Origin of the sequence: Klebsiella sp. R445, assembly GCF_051131755.1 — a bacterium.
Lineage (GTDB): Bacteria > Pseudomonadota > Gammaproteobacteria > Enterobacterales > Enterobacteriaceae > Klebsiella > Klebsiella lignicola.
In genome coordinates, this window is the sequence record NZ_CP180446.1 from 2275486 (window position 1) to 2292834 (window position 17349).

17 protein-coding genes are annotated in these 17349 nt (G+C 57.1%); 11 read left to right on the plus strand and 6 right to left on the minus strand.

What is annotated here, in order from left to right:
• Positions 1-54: 54 nt before the first annotated feature.
• A complete protein-coding gene (hrpB, locus tag ACMYSN_RS10625) occupies positions 55-2484 on the minus strand; it encodes an ATP-dependent RNA helicase (RefSeq protein ID WP_462497963.1) in 2430 nt (809 codons plus the stop codon).
• A 72-nt stretch (positions 2485-2556) separates the two neighbouring features.
• Here hrpB and thpR point away from each other — a divergent pair, with 72 nt between their 5' ends.
• The 9 genes from thpR to panD all read left to right on the plus strand — a co-directional run bounded on the left by thpR (position 2557) and on the right by panD (position 9724).
• Positions 2557-3093 carry a 2'-5' RNA ligase family protein gene (gene thpR, locus ACMYSN_RS10630; protein ID WP_462497964.1) on the plus strand — a complete coding sequence of 179 codons (537 nt, stop codon included), beginning with the start codon at positions 2557-2559 and terminating at the stop codon, positions 3091-3093.
• Positions 3093-3809: a DNA/RNA nuclease SfsA gene (gene sfsA / locus ACMYSN_RS10635; RefSeq protein WP_174509168.1), complete on the plus strand. Its 717-nt coding sequence runs from the start codon at positions 3093-3095 to the stop codon at positions 3807-3809. Before thpR ends, sfsA begins: the two co-directional genes overlap by 1 nt.
• A gap of 164 nt (positions 3810-3973) precedes the next feature.
• The gene (dksA, locus tag ACMYSN_RS10640) at positions 3974-4429 is read left to right on the plus strand and encodes an RNA polymerase-binding protein DksA (protein WP_004858018.1); all 456 of its coding nucleotides are present in this window, start codon (positions 3974-3976) and stop codon (positions 4427-4429) included.
• 63 nt (positions 4430-4492) lie between these two features.
• Complete coding sequence (gluQRS, locus tag ACMYSN_RS10645; RefSeq protein WP_462497965.1) at positions 4493-5374, plus strand: glutamyl-Q tRNA(Asp) synthetase; 882 nt, start codon at positions 4493-4495, stop codon at positions 5372-5374.
• 176 nt (positions 5375-5550) lie between these two features.
• Positions 5551-6945 carry a polynucleotide adenylyltransferase PcnB gene (gene pcnB / locus ACMYSN_RS10650; protein ID WP_123757447.1) on the plus strand — a complete coding sequence of 465 codons (1395 nt, stop codon included), beginning with the start codon at positions 5551-5553 and terminating at the stop codon, positions 6943-6945.
• Positions 6942-7442, plus strand: coding sequence for a 2-amino-4-hydroxy-6-hydroxymethyldihydropteridine diphosphokinase (gene folK / locus ACMYSN_RS10655; protein WP_462497966.1), 501 nt, complete (start codon positions 6942-6944; stop codon positions 7440-7442). Before pcnB ends, folK begins: the two co-directional genes overlap by 4 nt.
• 101 nt (positions 7443-7543) lie before the next feature.
• A complete protein-coding gene (panB, locus tag ACMYSN_RS10660) occupies positions 7544-8335 on the plus strand; it encodes a 3-methyl-2-oxobutanoate hydroxymethyltransferase (RefSeq protein ID WP_123757449.1) in 792 nt (263 codons plus the stop codon).
• An 11-nt stretch (positions 8336-8346) separates the two neighbouring features.
• Entirely contained in the window at positions 8347-9201 is an 855-nt protein-coding gene (panC, locus tag ACMYSN_RS10665; RefSeq protein WP_123757450.1) for a pantoate--beta-alanine ligase, read from the plus strand.
• A 142-nt stretch (positions 9202-9343) separates the two neighbouring features.
• The gene (gene panD / locus ACMYSN_RS10670) at positions 9344-9724 is read left to right on the plus strand and encodes an aspartate 1-decarboxylase (RefSeq protein ID WP_004858002.1); all 381 of its coding nucleotides are present in this window, start codon (positions 9344-9346) and stop codon (positions 9722-9724) included.
• A 35-nt stretch (positions 9725-9759) separates the two neighbouring features.
• Here the strand turns inward: panD and ACMYSN_RS10675 are convergent, their stop codons facing one another.
• From ACMYSN_RS10675 to ACMYSN_RS10690, 4 genes are all read right to left on the minus strand, one after another.
• Positions 9760-11007, minus strand: a complete 1248-nt coding sequence (locus tag ACMYSN_RS10675) for a polysaccharide deacetylase family protein (protein WP_462497967.1) — start codon at positions 11005-11007, stop codon at positions 9760-9762.
• A 62-nt stretch (positions 11008-11069) separates the two neighbouring features.
• A complete protein-coding gene (locus ACMYSN_RS10680; protein ID WP_462497968.1) occupies positions 11070-11510 on the minus strand; it encodes a PTS sugar transporter subunit IIA in 441 nt (146 codons plus the stop codon).
• Between the two features lie 127 nt (positions 11511-11637).
• Complete coding sequence (locus ACMYSN_RS10685) at positions 11638-12408, minus strand: ABC transporter permease (RefSeq protein ID WP_123757452.1); 771 nt, start codon at positions 12406-12408, stop codon at positions 11638-11640.
• A complete protein-coding gene (locus tag ACMYSN_RS10690; protein ID WP_123757453.1) occupies positions 12405-13331 on the minus strand; it encodes an ABC transporter ATP-binding protein in 927 nt (308 codons plus the stop codon). The genes ACMYSN_RS10685 and ACMYSN_RS10690 overlap by 4 nt, the downstream gene beginning before the upstream one ends.
• Positions 13332-13437: 106 nt before the next feature.
• Here ACMYSN_RS10690 and can point away from each other — a divergent pair, with 106 nt between their 5' ends.
• Complete coding sequence (gene can / locus ACMYSN_RS10695) at positions 13438-14100, plus strand: carbonate dehydratase (RefSeq protein ID WP_123757454.1); 663 nt, start codon at positions 13438-13440, stop codon at positions 14098-14100.
• Between the two features lie 92 nt (positions 14101-14192).
• On the opposite strand, the gene hpt is transcribed toward can, so the two are convergent.
• On the minus strand, positions 14193-14729 hold the full coding sequence (hpt, locus tag ACMYSN_RS10700; RefSeq protein ID WP_015585135.1) for a hypoxanthine phosphoribosyltransferase: 537 nt from the start codon (positions 14727-14729) through the stop codon (positions 14193-14195).
• A gap of 203 nt (positions 14730-14932) precedes the next feature.
• Here hpt and ACMYSN_RS10705 point away from each other — a divergent pair, with 203 nt between their 5' ends.
• The gene (locus tag ACMYSN_RS10705) at positions 14933-17323 is read left to right on the plus strand and encodes a glucose/quinate/shikimate family membrane-bound PQQ-dependent dehydrogenase (protein WP_462497969.1); all 2391 of its coding nucleotides are present in this window, start codon (positions 14933-14935) and stop codon (positions 17321-17323) included.
• Positions 17324-17349: the final 26 nt, after the last annotated feature.

Consider the following 17349-nt stretch of genomic DNA (forward strand, 5'->3'; position numbering starts at 1 on the left):
GCAATAATCGGCAATGCTCCCGGCTGGCGCGATACTTAGCCGGGCTACACCGGGCTACGAATATTTTTTGGTGCGCCGGGTCGGTGCCGTATTGGCCGGATCGTCAGGCCAGACGTGTTTGGGGTAACGCCCTTTCATCTCTTTTTGCACTTCTCGGTAGGTTCCCTGCCAGAAGGCGCCGAGGTCGCGGGTGATTTGCAGCGGTCGCTGAGCGGGGGACAGCAGCTCCAGCACCAGCGCCACCCGGCCCTGGGCGATGGTCGGGGTCGTGGCTTCGCCAAACATCTCCTGCATGCGCACCGCCAGCGCCGGCGGGTTTTCCTCATGATAACGAATGGCGATCCGGCTGCCGGTGGGCACGGTGTAATGCGTTGGCAGTTCGCTCTCCAGCTTCTGACGCAGCGACCAGGGTAGCCAGTTTTGCAGCGCCTGCCGCACATCCAGCGCTTTCAGCGCCCGCAACGAATGAACACCGCTCATCTGGGGCAGCAACCACGCTTCAAGCGACGCCAGCAGCGATGCATCGTCCACCGCGGGCCACGCCTCCTCGGGCAACCATTGCGCCGCGCAGTGCAGGCGCAGGCGCAATTGCTCCGCTTCCGGGGTCCAGTGCAGTACGCTCAGGCCTTTCTCCCGGATACCGTTGAGCATCGCCTGATGCAGCTCCTCTTCCGAGGGTTTCGCCAGCGGCTGCGTTTTCATCACCAGCTGTCCAATGCAGGTGCGCCGCCAGGCCTTCAGAGTACCTTGCGCCTCGTCCCATTCGACGGTATCAGACTGCTGCACCAGCCCAGAGCATTGCGTCATCAGCACGTTAATATCCAGCGGTAACGCCAGCAGAATACGTGCATCCGGCGCGCTGCTGCCCTGCAACAGCAGCGGGGCAATCAGCCACTCGTGGCGCCCCAGCGCGTCGTCAGCATCCAGCATCGCCCCCATACCATTGGCGAGCTGATAACGGCCTTCCTGACCGCGACGACGGGCGATACGGTCGGCAAACGCCGGGGCCAGCAGCGCCGCCAGGCGCTGAGCATCAGGATGCCCGCCACGGCTGGCGAGCCGTTTTAGTAATTGCTGCGCGCGCTGCTGCCAGTTTGGCTGCTGGCGGGCAAACGCCGCCCCGAGATCGCTGCTTGCGCCGCGCGGTGGTTCCTCGAGGATCGCCACCAGCTTCGCCGCGGTTGCCGCATCGTCAGGATCGTTCGCCGCCGTGAGGATCGCCGCCAGCCGCGGATCGTTGCCTATGCGAGCCATTTTTCGACCGAGCGTAGATAACCCTTCCCCTTCCAGCGCCGACAGCGTCGTCAGCAGACGCCGGGCCGCCGCCAGGTTGGCCGCCGGAGGCAGATCGAGCCAGCTGAGCTGTACGGGATCGCGACATCCCCACTGTAGAAGCTCCATCAGCAGTGACGACAGATCGCTGTGCAGGATTTCCGCCTCGCTCTGTGCCGCGGCCCGCTCCGCCTGCTCTTTGCCGATTAAATGCAGGCAAATCCCCGGCTCCAGACGCCCGGCGCGACCGGCGCGCTGGGTCATCGATGCCTGACTAATACGCTGGGTCACCAGCCGGGTTAACCCGGTTCGGGCGTCAAAGCGGGCGACCCGCTCCTGAGCGCTGTCCACCACCAGGCGAATCCCCTCAATGGTTAAACTGGTTTCGGCGATATTGGTCGCCAGCACCACCTTACGCTGGCCTGGTGCTGCAGGCAGAATCGCTTTGCGCTGTTCACTCAGCGGCAGCGCGCCGTACAGCGGGCAGAGAACCACGTCGTCGGCCACCCGCTCGGCCAGCTGCGTCTGCACCCGCTGGATTTCCCCCACTCCCGGGAGAAACAGCAGCATCGACCCCTGTTCCTGACGCAGTAACTCGGCGGCCGCGATCGCCACCGCCTCATCAAAACGCTGATGCGCCGCAAGGGCCTGAAAACGTTTTTCCACCGGGAACGCCCGCCCTTCAGAGCTGATGGTCGGCGCCTCGGGTAACAGCTGCTGCAGACGATCGTTATCCAGCGTCGCGGACATAATCAGCAGCTTCAGATCGTCGCGCAGCCCCTGCTGGACATCCAGCAGCAGGGCCAGCGCCAGGTCCGCCTGCAGGCTACGTTCGTGAAATTCATCGAGGATCACCAACCCGACGCCGCTCAGTTCTGGATCGTGCTGGATCATCCGCGTCAGGATCCCTTCGGTGACCACCTCCAGACGCGTATCCGGCCCGACGCAGGTTTCCGCTCGCATCCGGTAGCCGACGGTCGCGCCGGGTTTCTCATCCAGCAGCTCCGCCAGGCGTTGGGCGACGTTGCGAGCGGCTAAGCGTCGGGGCTCCAGCAGGATAATACGCCCCTCAATCTGACCCGAGGCAAGAATTTGCAGCGGCAGCCATGTTGATTTACCGGCACCGGTTGGCGCATTAAGCAGCACCTGCGGCGCCTGCTGCAGTGCAATAAGAAGTTCAGGAAGGACGGCGGCAACCGGCAATGGGGACACGAAAGGCTCCGGAGGTTAACATTTGAGGGCAAGCATTGTAGCATCCTGATAATTCATAACCGAGTCTCTATCATGTCCGAGCCGAAAAGGCTGTTTTTCGCCCTTGAACTGCCCGAAGAGGTCCAGCGGCACATCGTGCAGTGGCGCGCCGCGCACTTTGCGGAAGATGCCGGACGGCCGGTCGCGGCCAACAATTTGCATCTGACGCTGGCGTTTCTGGGAGAGGTCAGCGCGGAGAAACAGCGCGCGCTGGCGGCGATGGCCGGGCGGATCCAGCAGCCGGGCTTTACGCTTACCCTCGACGATGCCGGGCAATGGCTGCGCTCCCGGGTCGTCTGGCTTGGCCCTCGTCGGCCAGCCCGCGGCCTGCTGCAGCTGGCGGACATGCTGCGCGCCCAGGCGGCCCGCAGCGGCTGCTACCAAAGCCCGCAACCGTTCCACCCGCATATCACCCTGCTGCGCGACGCCCGCCATGCGGTAGCGATCCCGCCGCCGGGCTTTGCGTGGACCTTTGCCGCCAGTGAGTTCGTTCTCTATGAGTCCAGTTTTGCACGCGGACGTACCCGCTATACCGCCCTGGAACGTTATCCCTTCAACAAGGAAAGCTGATGCAGTTCACTCCTCCGTTACAGTCCGCCACCCTGATTAAACGTTACAAGCGATTTCTGGCGGATGTGGTGACCCCCGAAGGTCAGGAGCTCACCCTCCACTGTCCGAACACCGGTGCCATGACCGGCTGCGCGGCCCCCGGCGATACCGTCTGGTATTCGACGTCAGATAATCCCAAACGCAAATACGCCCATACCTGGGAACTCACGCAAACCCAGCAGGGGGCAATAATTTGTGTTAATACACTACGCGCGAATATACTGGCGAAAGAGGCCATCCTGGCCGGGAACATTCCGGAGCTTTCTGGATATAACATATTGAAAAGTGAAGTGAAATACGGTGAAGAGAACAGCCGTATTGATATTATGTTACAGGCAGAAGCGCGACAAAACTGCTATATTGAAGTGAAATCGGTTACGTTGGCGGATAAAGAAAGCGGTTATTTCCCCGACGCGGTCACCGAACGCGGTCAAAAGCACCTGCGGGAGCTCATGAGCGTGGCGGCGGCAGGCGACCGGGCAGTCATTTTGTTCGCCGTACTCCATTCGGCGATTGACCGTTTCTCACCCGCGCATCACATTGATGCCAGATACGCACAGCTGTTGATTGAAGCGCAAACAAAGGGGGTGGAAATTCTCGTTTATAAGGCGGAACTTTCTACCGAGATGATGACTCTGAATAAGCCGATTACCGTGGTGTTAACCCCCGGTAAATAAACGGCTAAATAATGTCCGGGTCGCGAGCGCAAATACGCTTTTCTTCACAGGGTTGTCAAGTGTAACGTTTACATAATTGCTATCCGGAAAAGCATCTGCTATTTATAGCGGCCTGATTTTTCCCCCAACATGGGGATCGATAGTGCGTGTTAAGGAGAAGCAACATGCAAGAAGGGCAAAACCGTAAAACATCGTCCCTGAGTATTCTCGCCATCGCTGGGGTGGAGCCGTATCAAGAGAAGCCAGGCGAAGAGTATATGAACGAAGCCCAGCTGGCGCACTTCAAGCGTATTCTTGAAGCATGGCGTAATCAACTCAGGGATGAAGTGGATCGCACCGTATCGCACATGCAGGATGAAGCTGCAAACTTCCCGGACCCGGTAGACCGTGCCGCACAGGAAGAAGAGTTCAGCCTGGAACTGCGTAACCGCGACCGCGAACGTAAACTGATCAAAAAGATCGAAAAAACGCTGAAGAAAGTCGAAGACGAAGATTTTGGCTTCTGCGAATCCTGTGGCGTTGAGATTGGTATTCGCCGTCTGGAAGCGCGCCCGACCGCTGACTTGTGCATCGACTGCAAAACGCTGGCGGAAATTCGCGAAAAACAGATGGCTGGCTAATCCGCTTCGCTATCGTATCTCCGGCGGGAGTCTCTCCCGCCTACATGCTTTAATAGCCACCCCATGAATGACTCACACTATATTGGCCGCTTTGCCCCCTCACCGTCCGGCGAACTTCACTTCGGCTCTTTGATTGCCGCCCTCGGCAGCTATCTCCAGGCCCGTGCCCAACGCGGAATCTGGCGCGTGCGTATTGAAGATATCGATCCGCCACGTGAGGTCCCCGGTGCCGCCAGTACCATCCTGCATCAGTTAGAACACTACGGTCTGCACTGGGACGGCGACGTGCTGTGGCAGTCGCAGCGTCATGAAGCCTACCGCGAACGCCTTGCCTGGCTGCACGAGCAGGGGTTGTGCTATTACTGCACCTGTACGCGAGCGCGCATCCACGAGGTTGGCGGCGTTTATGATGGCCACTGCCGGGATTTACAGCTCGGGCCGCAAAATGCCGCCCTGCGTTTACGCCAGACGCGACCGGTCCTCGACTTTTACGACCAGCTGCGCGGGACCCTCGTCGCCGATGAAGCGCTGGCGCGCGAAGATTTTATTATCCATCGCCGCGATGGCCTGTTCGCCTATAATCTTGCGGTAGTGGTGGACGATCATTTCCAGGGGGTCAGCGAAATCGTACGCGGGGCCGATCTTATCGAACCGACGGTACGGCAGATTTCCCTGTATCACCACTTTGGCTGGCAGGCCCCGGACTACGTGCATCTGCCGCTGGCCCTGAATGCCGAGGGGAGTAAACTCTCCAAACAAAATCACGCCCCGGCGTTGCCGGCAGGCGATCCGCGCCCGGAAATAATGCGGGCGTTAATGTTTCTGAATCAGGATATTGAGCAGGAATGGCGAGCGCTAAGTATTGAGGATTTACTCAAGCTTGCGGTGGCGAACTGGAACCCGAAAAAAATCCAGCATTCTCAAATGCCTCTTGCTGAGCTATGATTAGCCGCTATTTTTCTCGTCGCCTTTCAAGTTGCTCCTGCGTTGGCTGCACTTGTTCACCCCAATCACATAGTTATCTATGTTGCTGGGACTCACAAGTTTGCCACCTTCCTGCAACCCGAAATGCCTAGAGTAATATTTTGATCTGAAGTCCGTCTGACACTACGAGGTGCAACATTTTTACCCGAGTCGCTAATTTTTGCCGCAAGGTGCTAAGCCGTGAGGAGCGCGAGGCAGAAGCCGCCGTTGAACAAACGCATATGACGGTTATCCCGCGTGAACAGCATGCAATTTCCCGCAAAGATATCAGTGATAATGCCCTCAAGGTGCTCTATCGACTGAACAAGGCGGGCTACGAAGCCTATCTCGTCGGCGGTGGCGTACGTGACCTTCTGTTAGGCAAAAAACCAAAAGATTTTGACGTCACCACCAGCGCAACGCCGGATCAGGTTCGCAAACTGTTCCGCAACTGCCGCCTGGTAGGCCGTCGCTTCCGCCTGGCACACGTGATGTTCGGGCCGGAAATCATTGAAGTCGCCACCTTCCGCGGCCACCATGAAGGCCACACCACCGATCGTGTGACTTCACAGCGCGGCCAGAACGGCATGCTGCTGCGTGACAACATCTTCGGCTCCATTGAGGAAGATGCCCAGCGTCGCGACTTCACCATCAACAGCCTGTATTACAGCGTGGCCGATTTTACCGTGCGCGACTACGTCGGCGGCATGAAAGATCTGCAAGACGGTGTGATTCGCCTGATTGGCGATCCGGAAACCCGCTATCGCGAAGACCCGGTCCGTATGCTGCGCGCGGTGCGCTTTGCCGCCAAGCTCAACATGAGCATTAGCGCCGATACCGCAGAGCCAATACCGCGTCTTGCCGCGCTGCTTCACGATGTGCCTCCGGCGCGTCTGTTCGAAGAAGTGCTGAAGCTGCTGCAGGCTGGCTACGGTTATGACACCTACATGCTGTTGCGTGAATATAACCTGTTCCAGCCGCTGTTCCCGACCATCACCCGCTACTTCACCGAGCGCGGCGATAGTCCGATGGAACACATCATTTCCCAGGTGCTGAAGAATACCGATAACCGCATCCATAACGACATGCGCGTTAACCCGGCGTTCCTGTTCGCCGTGATGTTCTGGTATCCGTTGCTGGAAATGGCGCAGAAAATTACCCAGGAAAGCGGTCTGGCTTACAACGATGCCTTCGCGCTGGCAATGAACGATGTGCTGGATGAAGCCTGCCGTACGCTGGCGATTCCGAAGCGGATCACCACGCTGGTGCGCGACATCTGGCAGCTGCAGCTGCGCATGTCCCGTCGCCAGGGCAAACGCGCCTGGAAGCTGATGGAGCATCCGAAATTCCGCGCGGCCTACGATCTGCTTGAGCTGCGTGCCGGCGCTGAAAAGAATAACGAACTTCAGCGTCTGACCAAATGGTGGGGCGAGTTCCAGGTGGCTGCACCACCAGATCAAAAAGATATGCTGAACGATCTTGATGACGAGCCGGCACCGCGCCGTCGCCATCGTCGTCCACGCAAGCGCGCACCGCGCCAGGGCAACGCGTGACCCGCGTCTACATCGCCATCGGCAGCAATCTGGCCTCTCCTCTGGAGCAGGTAAATGCTGCCGTTGCGGCCCTTGCGGCGATTCCCGACAGCCGGGTGATTGCCACCTCTTCTTTTTACCGCACCCCGCCGCTGGGGCCGCAGGATCAGCCTGATTACCTCAATGCCGCCGTCGCGCTGGAGACAGAACTCCAGGCAGAAGCCTTGCTGGATCATACTCAGCGCATTGAGCTGCAGCAGGGGCGCGAGCGCAAAGCCGAACGCTGGGGCCCGCGCACGCTGGACCTCGATATCATGCTGTTCGGCGATGCGGTCATCAACACCGAACGCCTGACGGTGCCGCATTACGACATGAAAAACCGTGGCTTTATGCTGTGGCCGCTGTTTGAAATAGCCCCGATGCTCCGTTTCCCGGACGGCACCGCCCTGCGTCAGGTGCTGGAAAATCTCGCTGCTGACAAGCCGGCTATCTGGTCACCCCCCTCTTCCCAGGCTTAACCATTCAGGCTATCGGGGTAATCGGTTGCCTAAAACCATTGCCCCCTTCAATGCGACTGTTAGAATGCCGGTTAAAATGACTTTCATCATCAGGAAACGTTATGAAACCGACCACTATCGCCCTGCTGCAGAAATGCAAACAGGAGAAGCAGCGCTTCGCCACCATCACCGCCTATGACTACAGTTTTGCGAAGCTGTTTGCCGATGAAGGGATCAACGTGATGCTGGTAGGCGACTCGCTGGGTATGACGGTACAAGGGCACGACTCGACTTTACCGGTGACCGTGGAAGACATTGCCTATCACACCCAGGCGGTCCGTCGTGGCGCGCCACACTGCCTGCTGCTCGCTGACCTGCCGTTTATGGCCTATGCCACGCCGGAACAGACCTTTGCCAACGCCGCTCTGGTGATGCGTGCCGGGGCCAACATGGTCAAACTGGAAGGCGGCGCATGGCTGGCGGATACCGTGAAAATGCTGGCACAACGCGCGGTCCCGGTCTGTGGTCATCTGGGCCTGACGCCGCAGTCGGTCAACATCTTTGGCGGCTATAAGGTGCAGGGTCGCGGCGATGCGGCGCAGTCGCTGTTTGAAGACGCGCTGGCCTTAGAAGCGGCCGGTGCGCAGCTGCTGGTTCTTGAGTGCGTCCCGGTGGCGCTGGCGCAGCGGATCACCGAAGCCTTAACGATACCGGTAATCGGTATTGGCGCAGGCAACGTGACCGACGGGCAGATCCTCGTCATGCATGACGCCTTCGGCATTACCGGCGGCCATATCCCGAAATTTGCGAAAAATTTCCTCGCTGAAGCGGGCGACATGCGCGCCGCCGTGCGGCAGTATATTGCCGAAGTGGAGTCCGGCGTCTATCCGGGCGAAGAACACAGTTTCCATTAAGGAGTCTTGTTGTGTTGATTATTGAATCTCTGCCGCTGCTGCGCCAGCATATCCGCCGCTTACGTCAGGAAGGCAAGCGTATCGCACTGGTGCCTACCATGGGCAATCTCCATGACGGCCATATGCAGCTGGTGGATAAAGCGAAAGCCAGCGCGGATGTCGTGGTGGTCAGTATTTTCGTCAACCCGATGCAGTTTGACCGCCCCGAGGATCTGCAGCGCTACCCGCGTACGCTGCAGGATGATTGCGAAAAGCTGAACAAGCGTAAGGTGGATTTCGTTTTCGCCCCGGCAGTCGCAGAGATCTATCCCAACGGTACCGAAAGCCAGACCTATGTCGATGTTCCCGGCCTGTCGACCATGCTGGAAGGCGCCAGCCGTCCGGGCCACTTCCGTGGTGTATCGACCATCGTCAGCAAACTGTTTAACCTGATTCAGCCGGACATCGCCTGCTTCGGCGAGAAGGATTTCCAGCAGCTGGCGCTAATTCGTAAAATGGTGGCCGATATGGGCTACGACATCGACATCATCGGTGTACCGATTATTCGCGCCAAAGATGGTTTAGCGCTGAGCTCACGCAACGGCTACCTCACCGCGGAACAGCGTAAGATTGCGCCGGGTCTGTACAAGGTACTGAGCACCGTGGCCGACAAACTTGCCGCCGGCGACCGTAACCTCGATGAAATCATCACCCTTGCCGGGCAGGAGCTGAACGAGAAAGGCTTCCGCGCTGATGATATCCAGATCCGCGATGCGGATACGCTACTGGAGCTGACGGAGACCAGCAAAAATGCGGTGATCCTGATGGCGGCGTGGCTGGGCCAGGCGCGGTTGATCGATAACCACATCGTGGCGCTGAGCCAGTAGACAAGGGTTAAAAATCTGGCAATATTGCCGGGCATTTACGCCAGGCGGGTGTTAAATCCGCTTCGTATCGTTAAGGTATAACCCCTGACGCATCCAGACGACCAGCGCACGCTGATGCACCACGGGAATAAAGGTAGATATCATGATTCGTAATATGCTGCAGGGTAAACTCCACCGCGTTAAAGTCACGCAGGCCGACCTGCACTATGAAGGTTCTTGCGCCATTGACCAGGATTTTCTCGATGCTTCCGGTATTCTTGAGAACGAAGCGATCCACATCTGGAACGTGACCAATGGCAACCGTTTCTCCACCTACGCCATTGCGGCAGAACGTGGCTCCAGAATCATCTCGGTGAACGGCGCCGCCGCGCACTGCGCAAGCGTTGGAGATATTCTGATCATCGCCAGCTTCGTCACCATGCCTGATGAAGAAGCTCGCCGCTGGCAGCCGAAAGTAGCCTATTTCGAAGGCGACAACGAAATGAAGCGCCAGGCCAAAGCCATTCCGGTTCAGGTTGCCTGAACCCTCTCCAGGCCCCGGTTCAACGGGGCTTCGGGTTATCCCTGCGGCTGGTTGCTGATCAGCCGCGACATCGTCTCCAGCGAATCCGTACGCAAGATATAGAGCCTTTTCAGTAAGAATGGGTTATCCCCCGGCTTAATTTTCCCTCTCACCGTAGTGACCGCCATATGAAAGCCGGCATCGTTTGCCGCCTGGATCGCCGTCGCGTTGTAGCCACCGAAAGGATATGAGAGGTAAAGCACGTGCGGATTAAATTGCGACAGCGCGCGCCGGGAATGTTCAAAATCGAACAGGATATTGTGATAGCTGCGGCTCAGCAGAATGGGATGGCGCTGGGCATCAACCCGGTGCAGGAAATGGGTGTGCGACTGAATATCAAAGACGTCCTGAATCTGGCGCAGCTCGGAAATGCTCATAAACTGCAGTGATTTCGGGTCCCATTTTTGCGGATGGCGCTTGATACGTGACGAGATAATAAATGCCGTCGCGTGGAAGCCGTATTGTTTCAGAATCGGGTAGGCGTAGCGGTTCACCGACTTCAGACCATCATCAAAGGTAATCACCACCGCACGGGCTGGCAGATTGATTTTGTTCCGCAGGTAGCCTTCCAACTGATACATATTCAACGTGGTGTAGCCCCGGTCGCGCAGCCAGGTCATCTGGTTGCTAAAGGCGCGGACCGAGGTCGTGGTAGAGGTATGGCGAAAACGGCTGTTCTCTTCGTCCCGCAGAATATGGTGATAGGTCAGTACCGGAATACCGTGATCCTCCTGGGCATCCAGGCTGCTGATCCACGCCAGACGGTTGCCGATGCGGATCTGAAACCAGGTCTGGTTCAGACGGTCCTTCAGCTTACCGATCACCGGGTAACGGACATTATTTGCCAGCGTGCCGAACGGCGCGCTCCCGGCGGACGGCGCATCGTAGACCGGGGTATCTTTCCAGGTCAGCAGATTCTGGTTACTCAGCGGTTTATGTAGATCGCCGAGGTTATCCTCCACCCGCTGCTTACCCTGCACAGGCTCGAGATGGCCTTTATCAATAAAGCCGGTGCCGAAGCCGAAGTTAAATTCATAATAATCGGCCGCCGTCGGCACCACCGCGATAATTTGCCCGCCGCGAATATTGCCGACGCTCACCACATCATTGCCGACCTGCGCCCAGATAATCGCATCTTCGGTGGTTTGCATATAATGTGCAGGAGAACCCTGCTGGCTTAACAGGCTGGCGGAGGCGCTGACCGACGTCAGCAACAAGAACAGAGCAAAAATGCGGGCAAACATGCATGGCGGGCCGGTGAAGAAATCAGCCGCCATTGTAACAAAAGCGGCATCAATACCAACGCTTAATTCCCGAAGGCGTCATGCAGCAGACGAAAAGGTGGATTTTTTTGCTGTTGGTGCCAGAGGCTGCTGACCACCGGCCCTCCGCTGCTCACGATAGTCTCGCGAAAGGCTTCGCTGCTCAGGGTAGTACGCAGAAGATACATTCGCTCCAACAATGAATAGCTGATGCCGGAGATCACTTCGCAGTGGGTATGTTTGTGGCTCATCAGCGCGGCGACGCGATAGGGAGCCTCACCGGTTTTATCGGTCAGGAAAATCACGCCGTCGCCGCTGTCCGTAGCGTGCAACGCATCGCACATCATCCGGCTCAGCATGTTGCTGCTCAAATTACGCCAATAATTAACCGCCCGGCATTGCGCCAGCGGCCCAAACTTTTTTTCCAGACGATCCAGCCATTCCTGTGCTTTCTCGTCATGGCAGGTAATCACCCAACCTAGCATCGACAGTCCCCTTACTTAGCAGGGAAATACTGTAGCAAAGGGAATAAAGCAGATGAGTGATGGCCGTCAAGATTAGCGGATAGCGCCTCACCTAATCACAGCGTGAAGCGCTATTGAGGAGAGACGGCTAGCTACGCAGGCCGCGTCCGCGCTGGATCAGATACCAGCACAGCACATAAAACGCGATGATAAAGACCACCAGCACGCCAAAGGTGGTGATCAGCGGCACATCGTTGATCCCCAGGAAACCGTAGCGGAACCCGCTGATCATGTAGACAATCGGGTTCAGGTGCGACAGCGCCTGCCAGAATGGCGGCAGCAGGGTCAGGGAATAGAACACCCCGCCAAGATAGGTCAGCGGCGTCAGCACGAAGGTCGGGATCAGGCTGATATCGTCAAAGGTCTTGGCAAACACGGCGTTCAGCAAACCCGCCAGCGAGAACAGCACCGCGGTCAACACCAGCGTCAGCCCCACAAACAGCCACGAGTGGACCTGGAACGGTACGAAGAACAGCGATATCGCCGTCACCAGAATCCCCACGCACAGCCCACGGGCAACGCCACCACCCACGTAGCCGGCAATGACCACGTGCGTTGGCACCGGCGCCACCAGCAGCTCTTCAATGTTGCGCTGGAACTTTGCGCTGAAGAAGGAGGAAGCCACGTTGGCATAGGCGTTGGTGATCACCGCCATCATGATCAGACCCGGTACGATAAACTGCATATAGGTGAAGCCATGCATTTCGCCGATCCGTGAGCCAATCAGGTTGCCAAAAATGACAAAATAGAGGGTCATGGTGATCACCGGCGGCACCAGCGTCTGGATCCAGATGCGCATAAAGCGGTGAATTTCTTTGGTCCAGATGCTTTTCAGCGCGACCCAGTAAAGCTGCATCATGCTGATTCTCCTTTCCGGTCATGCACCAGCGTGACAAACAGCTCTTCCAGACGGTTGGCTTTGTTACGCATACTTAATACCTGAATGCCCTGAGCGCTCAGCTGGGCAAAGACGCTGTTGATCCCCTGCTCACGCAGCACTTCCACTTCCAGGGTTGACGTATCCACCAGGCGATACTGGTAGCCTTCCAGCGTCGGCAGCGGGCTTTTCGGCGCCAGGTCGAGGATAAAGGTTTCTGATTTCAGCTTGGACAACAGCGCCTTCATCGAGGTGTTTTCCACCAGCTCACCGCGCTGAATAATCCCGATATTGCGGCACAGCATCTCCGCCTCTTCCAGGTAGTGGGTGGTAAGGATAATGGTGGTGCCTTTATCATTCAGATCCTTGAGGAACCCCCACATCGAGCGGCGAAGCTCAATATCCACGCCGGCGGTCGGTTCATCGAGAATCAACAGTTTCGGTTCATGCATCAGCGCACGGGCAATCATCAGACGGCGCTTCATCCCACCAGACAGCATCCGCGCACGTTCGTTGCGTTTTTCCCACAGATCGAGCTGTTTGAGATACTTTTCGCTTCTCAGTAGTGCGTCTTTACGCTCAACACCGTAGTAACCGGCCTGGTTAACGACGATCTGCTGGACGGTTTCAAAAGGGTTGAAGTTAAACTCCTGCGGCACCAGCCCGAGCTGGCGCTTGGCATTCACCACGTCCTTTTGCAGGTCGTAGCCAAACACGTTGACCTGACCGGAAGTTTTATTCACCAACGAGCTGATGATGCCGATAGTGGTCGATTTCCCTGCGCCATTTGGACCAAGAAGCGCATAAAAATCCCCCGCCTCCACCTGCAGATCGATCCCCCGAAGCGCCTGAACCCCGCCGGGGTAGGTCTTGGTGAGCTGTTTTAGTTCAAGAGCAATGGTCATTAAATTTCTCTTCTCGCGTGATGACACGCGATGGGTTGTTTTAAAAAAAGTAAGGTTAACCTATATTAGCCCAACGCACTTACTTGGTTACAGGCTGTGAACGTCCATGAATGATATAGATACACTCATCAGCAATAATGCACTATGGTCAAAAATGCTGGTGGAAGAAGACCCTGGTTTTTTCGCAAAATTGTCACAAGCGCAGAAGCCACGCTTTCTGTGGATTGGATGTTCTGACAGTCGCGTTCCCGCTGAACGGTTAACCGGCCTCGAGCCTGGCGAACTGTTCGTCCATCGTAACGTCGCCAATCTGGTGATTCATACCGACCTGAACTGTCTGTCCGTGGTGCAGTATGCTGTCGACGTGCTGGAAGTCGAGCATATCATTATCTGCGGCCACTACGGCTGCGGTGGCGTACAGTCGGCGATTGATAACACCGAGTTAGGGCTGATCGATAACTGGCTGCTGCATATCCGCGATATCTGGTTCAAGCACAGTTCGCTGCTGGGTGAAATGCCGGAAGACCGTCGGCTGGATACATTATGTGAGCTGAACGTGATGGAGCAGGTCTATAACCTGGGGCATTCGACCATTATGCAGTCGGCATGGAAGCGCGGTCAGAAAGTGACAATCCACGGCTGGGCTTACGGTATTCACGACGGGCTGTTACGCGATCTTGATGTTACCGCCGTCAGCCGTGAAACCCTCGAGCAGCGTTATCGACATGGGATTTCCAACCTCAAAATCAAACACGTCAACCACAAGTAACCTGCCTGCTTTTAGCCCCCGGCGCCGATCGTCACGTCACGCCGGGAAACCCCGGCGATGCGTCATGCCAGCGACCGGGATCAGGTAAGCGATTATTCGTCCAGCAGCACCACTTTGCCGACATACGGCAGATGACGATAGCGCTGAGCATAGTCAATACCGTAGCCCACCACGAACTCATCCGGAATCGCAAAACCAACGAACTCAACCGGGACATTCACTTCACGGCGGCTTGGTTTATCCAGCAAGGTGCAAATCGCCAGTGATTTCGGCTCGCGCAGGCTGAGAATTTCGCGCACTTTCGAGAGCGTGTTACCGGAGTCGATGATGTCTTCGACAATCAGTACATCTTTACCACGAATGTCTTCATCCAGGTCTTTCAGGATTTTCACATCACGGGTGGTCGACATGCCGCTGCCGTAGCTGGAGGCGGTCATAAAATCGACTTCGTGCGGGACCTGAACTTCACGGCACAGGTCGGCCATAAACATAAATGAGCCGCGCAGCAGTCCCACCAGCACCATTTCACTGCCGCTGTCTTTATAGCATTCGTTGATTTGACGACCCAGTTCGGCAATACGCGCTTTGATCTCGGCTTCCGGGATCATCACTTCTACAGTATGTTTCATAAAACTAACCATTTGATTCTTAAGATAAATCATCAAAGCCGCTGCGAGCGCACCGACGTTGACCGGCAAGCTATGCAGTATACCAGTAAAAAGAAATATTCGATGCAGGGAATAATAAAGCCAATTTTGTGATTCCGATCACACTTGTTAAATCCTATAATTAATTGCACTTAAAAAATTAACAAACAACCGAGTCTCTTTCTATGGCAGAAACAAAATCTAAACAATCACGATTACTCGTGACACTGACGGCGCTCTTTGCTGCATTCTGTGGCCTGTATCTTCTCATTGGTGGAGTCTGGCTGGCAGCGATTGGCGGTTCCTGGTACTACCCCATCGCCGGCCTGGTGATGCTGGCCGTTACCGTGAAACTCCTGCGCGGTAAGCGTTCAGCACTTTGGCTGTATGCCGCACTGCTGCTCGCCACCATGCTCTGGGGCGTCTGGGAAGTCGGCTTTGACTTCTGGGCGCTGACACCTCGTAGCGATATTCTGGTGTTCTTCGGCATCTGGCTGATTCTGCCTTTTGTCTGGCGTCGTTTGCCGTTCCCGTCTGGCGGGGCGGTTGCCGGTCTGGTTGTCGCTCTGCTGATCAGCGGCGGTATCCTGACCTGGGCGGCGTTCAATGATCCGCAGGAAGTGAACGGTACTCTGAGTGCCGACGCCACCCCTGCCGCACCGATTTCCGCCGTGGCCGATAGCGACTGGCCGGCATACGGTCGTAATCAGGAAGGCCAGCGTTTCTCACCGCTGAAGCAGATCAACGCCGATAACGTGAAAAACCTGAAGGAAGCCTGGGTATTCCGCACCGGCGACCTGAAGCAGCCGAACGATCCGGGCGAAATCACCAACGAAGTGACGCCGATTAAAGTGGGCAACATGCTGTACCTGTGTACTGCTCACCAGCGTCTGTTCGCGCTTGATGCCGCCACCGGTAAAGAAAAATGGCACTTTGATCCGCAGCTGAATTCCGACCCGTCGTTCCAGCACGTGACCTGCCGTGGCGTTTCTTACCACGAAGCAAAAGCAGACAGCGCGCCGGCTGACGTCGTCGCCAACTGCCCGCGCCGTATCATTCTGCCGGTCAACGATGGTCGTCTGTTCGCCATTAACGCCGACAACGGTCAGCTGTGCGAATCCTTTGCCAACAAAGGGGTCCTCAACCTGCAGACCAATATGCCGGTGACCACACCGGGGATGTACGAACCAACATCTCCGCCGATCGTGACCGACACCACCATTATCATTGCCGGTGCGGTGACCGATAACTTCTCAACCCGCGAGCCGTCAGGCGTCATTCGTGGCTTCGATGTCAACACCGGTAAGCTGATGTGGGTGTTCGATCCGGGTGCGAAAGATCCGAACGCTATTCCGGATGATGAACATCACTTTACGCTGAACTCGCCGAACTCGTGGGCCCCGGCGGCCTATGATGCGAAGCTGGATCTGGTGTACCTGCCGATGGGCGTCACCACTCCGGATATCTGGGGCGGCAACCGTACGCCGGAACAGGAACGCTACGCCAGCTCTATCGTGGCGCTGAATGCGACAACCGGTAAACTGGCCTGGAGCTATCAGACCGTTCACCACGACCTGTGGGACATGGATATGCCGTCCCAGCCGACGCTGGCGGATATCGACGTTAACGGCAAAACCGTTCCGGTGATCTACGCGCCAGCGAAGACCGGTAATATTTTCGTCCTCGACCGTCGTAATGGCGAGCTGGTCGTCCCGGCGCCGGAAAAACCGGTTCCGCAGGGTGCCGCGAAAGGTGATTACGTCTCGAAAACGCAGCCGTTCTCCGACCTGAGCTTCCGTCCGAAGAAAGATCTGACCGGTGCGGATATGTGGGGCGCCACCATGTTCGACCAACTGGTGTGCCGCGTGATCTTCCACCAGCTGCGTTATGAAGGCATCTTCACTCCGCCGTCTGAACAGGGCACTCTGGTGTTCCCGGGTAACCTGGGGATGTTTGAATGGGGTGGTATTTCCGTCGATCCAAACCGTCAGGTGGCGATTGCTAACCCGATGGCGCTGCCGTTCGTCTCAAAACTGATCCCACGCGGCCCAGGCAACCCGATGGAACCGCCAAAAGACGCCAAAGGCTCGGGTACTGAATCCGGCATCCAGCCGCAGTACGGCGTGCCGTTCGGCGTCACCCTCAACGCCTTCTTGTCGCCGTTTGGCCTGCCGTGCAAACAGCCGGCGTGGGGTTATATCTCAGCGCTGGATCTGAAAACCAACGAAGTGGTGTGGAAAAAACGTATCGGTACCCCGCAGGACAGCCTGCCGTTCCCGATGCCTGTCCAGCTGCCGTTTAACCTCGGCATGCCAATGCTGGGCGGCCCGATCTCCACCGCCGGCAACGTGCTGTTTATTGGCGCCACCGCCGACAACTACCTGCGCGCATACAACATGAGCAACGGTGAGAAACTGTGGCAGGCCCGCCTGCCGGCTGGCGGCCAGGCAACGCCGATGACCTATGAAGTGAATGGCAAGCAGTATGTTGTCATCTCCGCCGGCGGTCACGGCTCGTTCGGTACGAAGATGGGCGACTATATTGTCGCTTATGCACTGCCTGACGATGCGAAATAAGCACTGACGTCAAACGCAAAAGGCCC

Excerpts from the sequence above, each read along its gene's own strand:
- thpR (WP_462497964.1), top strand. The coding sequence starts at position 2,557 with ATGTCCGAGCCGAAAAGGCTGTTTTTCGCCCTTGAACTGCCCGAAGAG.
- sfsA (WP_174509168.1), top strand. The coding sequence starts at position 3,093 with ATGCAGTTCACTCCTCCGTTACAGTCCGCCACCCTGATTAAACGTTAC.
- dksA (WP_004858018.1), top strand. The coding sequence starts at position 3,974 with ATGCAAGAAGGGCAAAACCGTAAAACATCGTCCCTGAGTATTCTCGCC.
- gluQRS (WP_462497965.1), top strand. The coding sequence starts at position 4,493 with ATGAATGACTCACACTATATTGGCCGCTTTGCCCCCTCACCGTCCGGC.
- panB (WP_123757449.1), top strand. The coding sequence starts at position 7,544 with ATGAAACCGACCACTATCGCCCTGCTGCAGAAATGCAAACAGGAGAAG.
- panD (WP_004858002.1), top strand. The coding sequence starts at position 9,344 with ATGATTCGTAATATGCTGCAGGGTAAACTCCACCGCGTTAAAGTCACG.
- ACMYSN_RS10675 (WP_462497967.1), bottom strand. The coding sequence starts at position 11,007 with ATGTTTGCCCGCATTTTTGCTCTGTTCTTGTTGCTGACGTCGGTCAGC.
- ACMYSN_RS10680 (WP_462497968.1), bottom strand. The coding sequence starts at position 11,510 with ATGCTAGGTTGGGTGATTACCTGCCATGACGAGAAAGCACAGGAATGG.
- ACMYSN_RS10685 (WP_123757452.1), bottom strand. The coding sequence starts at position 12,408 with ATGATGCAGCTTTACTGGGTCGCGCTGAAAAGCATCTGGACCAAAGAA.
- ACMYSN_RS10690 (WP_123757453.1), bottom strand. The coding sequence starts at position 13,331 with ATGACCATTGCTCTTGAACTAAAACAGCTCACCAAGACCTACCCCGGC.
- can (WP_123757454.1), top strand. The coding sequence starts at position 13,438 with ATGAATGATATAGATACACTCATCAGCAATAATGCACTATGGTCAAAA.
- hpt (WP_015585135.1), bottom strand. The coding sequence starts at position 14,729 with ATGAAACATACTGTAGAAGTGATGATCCCGGAAGCCGAGATCAAAGCG.
- ACMYSN_RS10705 (WP_462497969.1), top strand. The coding sequence starts at position 14,933 with ATGGCAGAAACAAAATCTAAACAATCACGATTACTCGTGACACTGACG.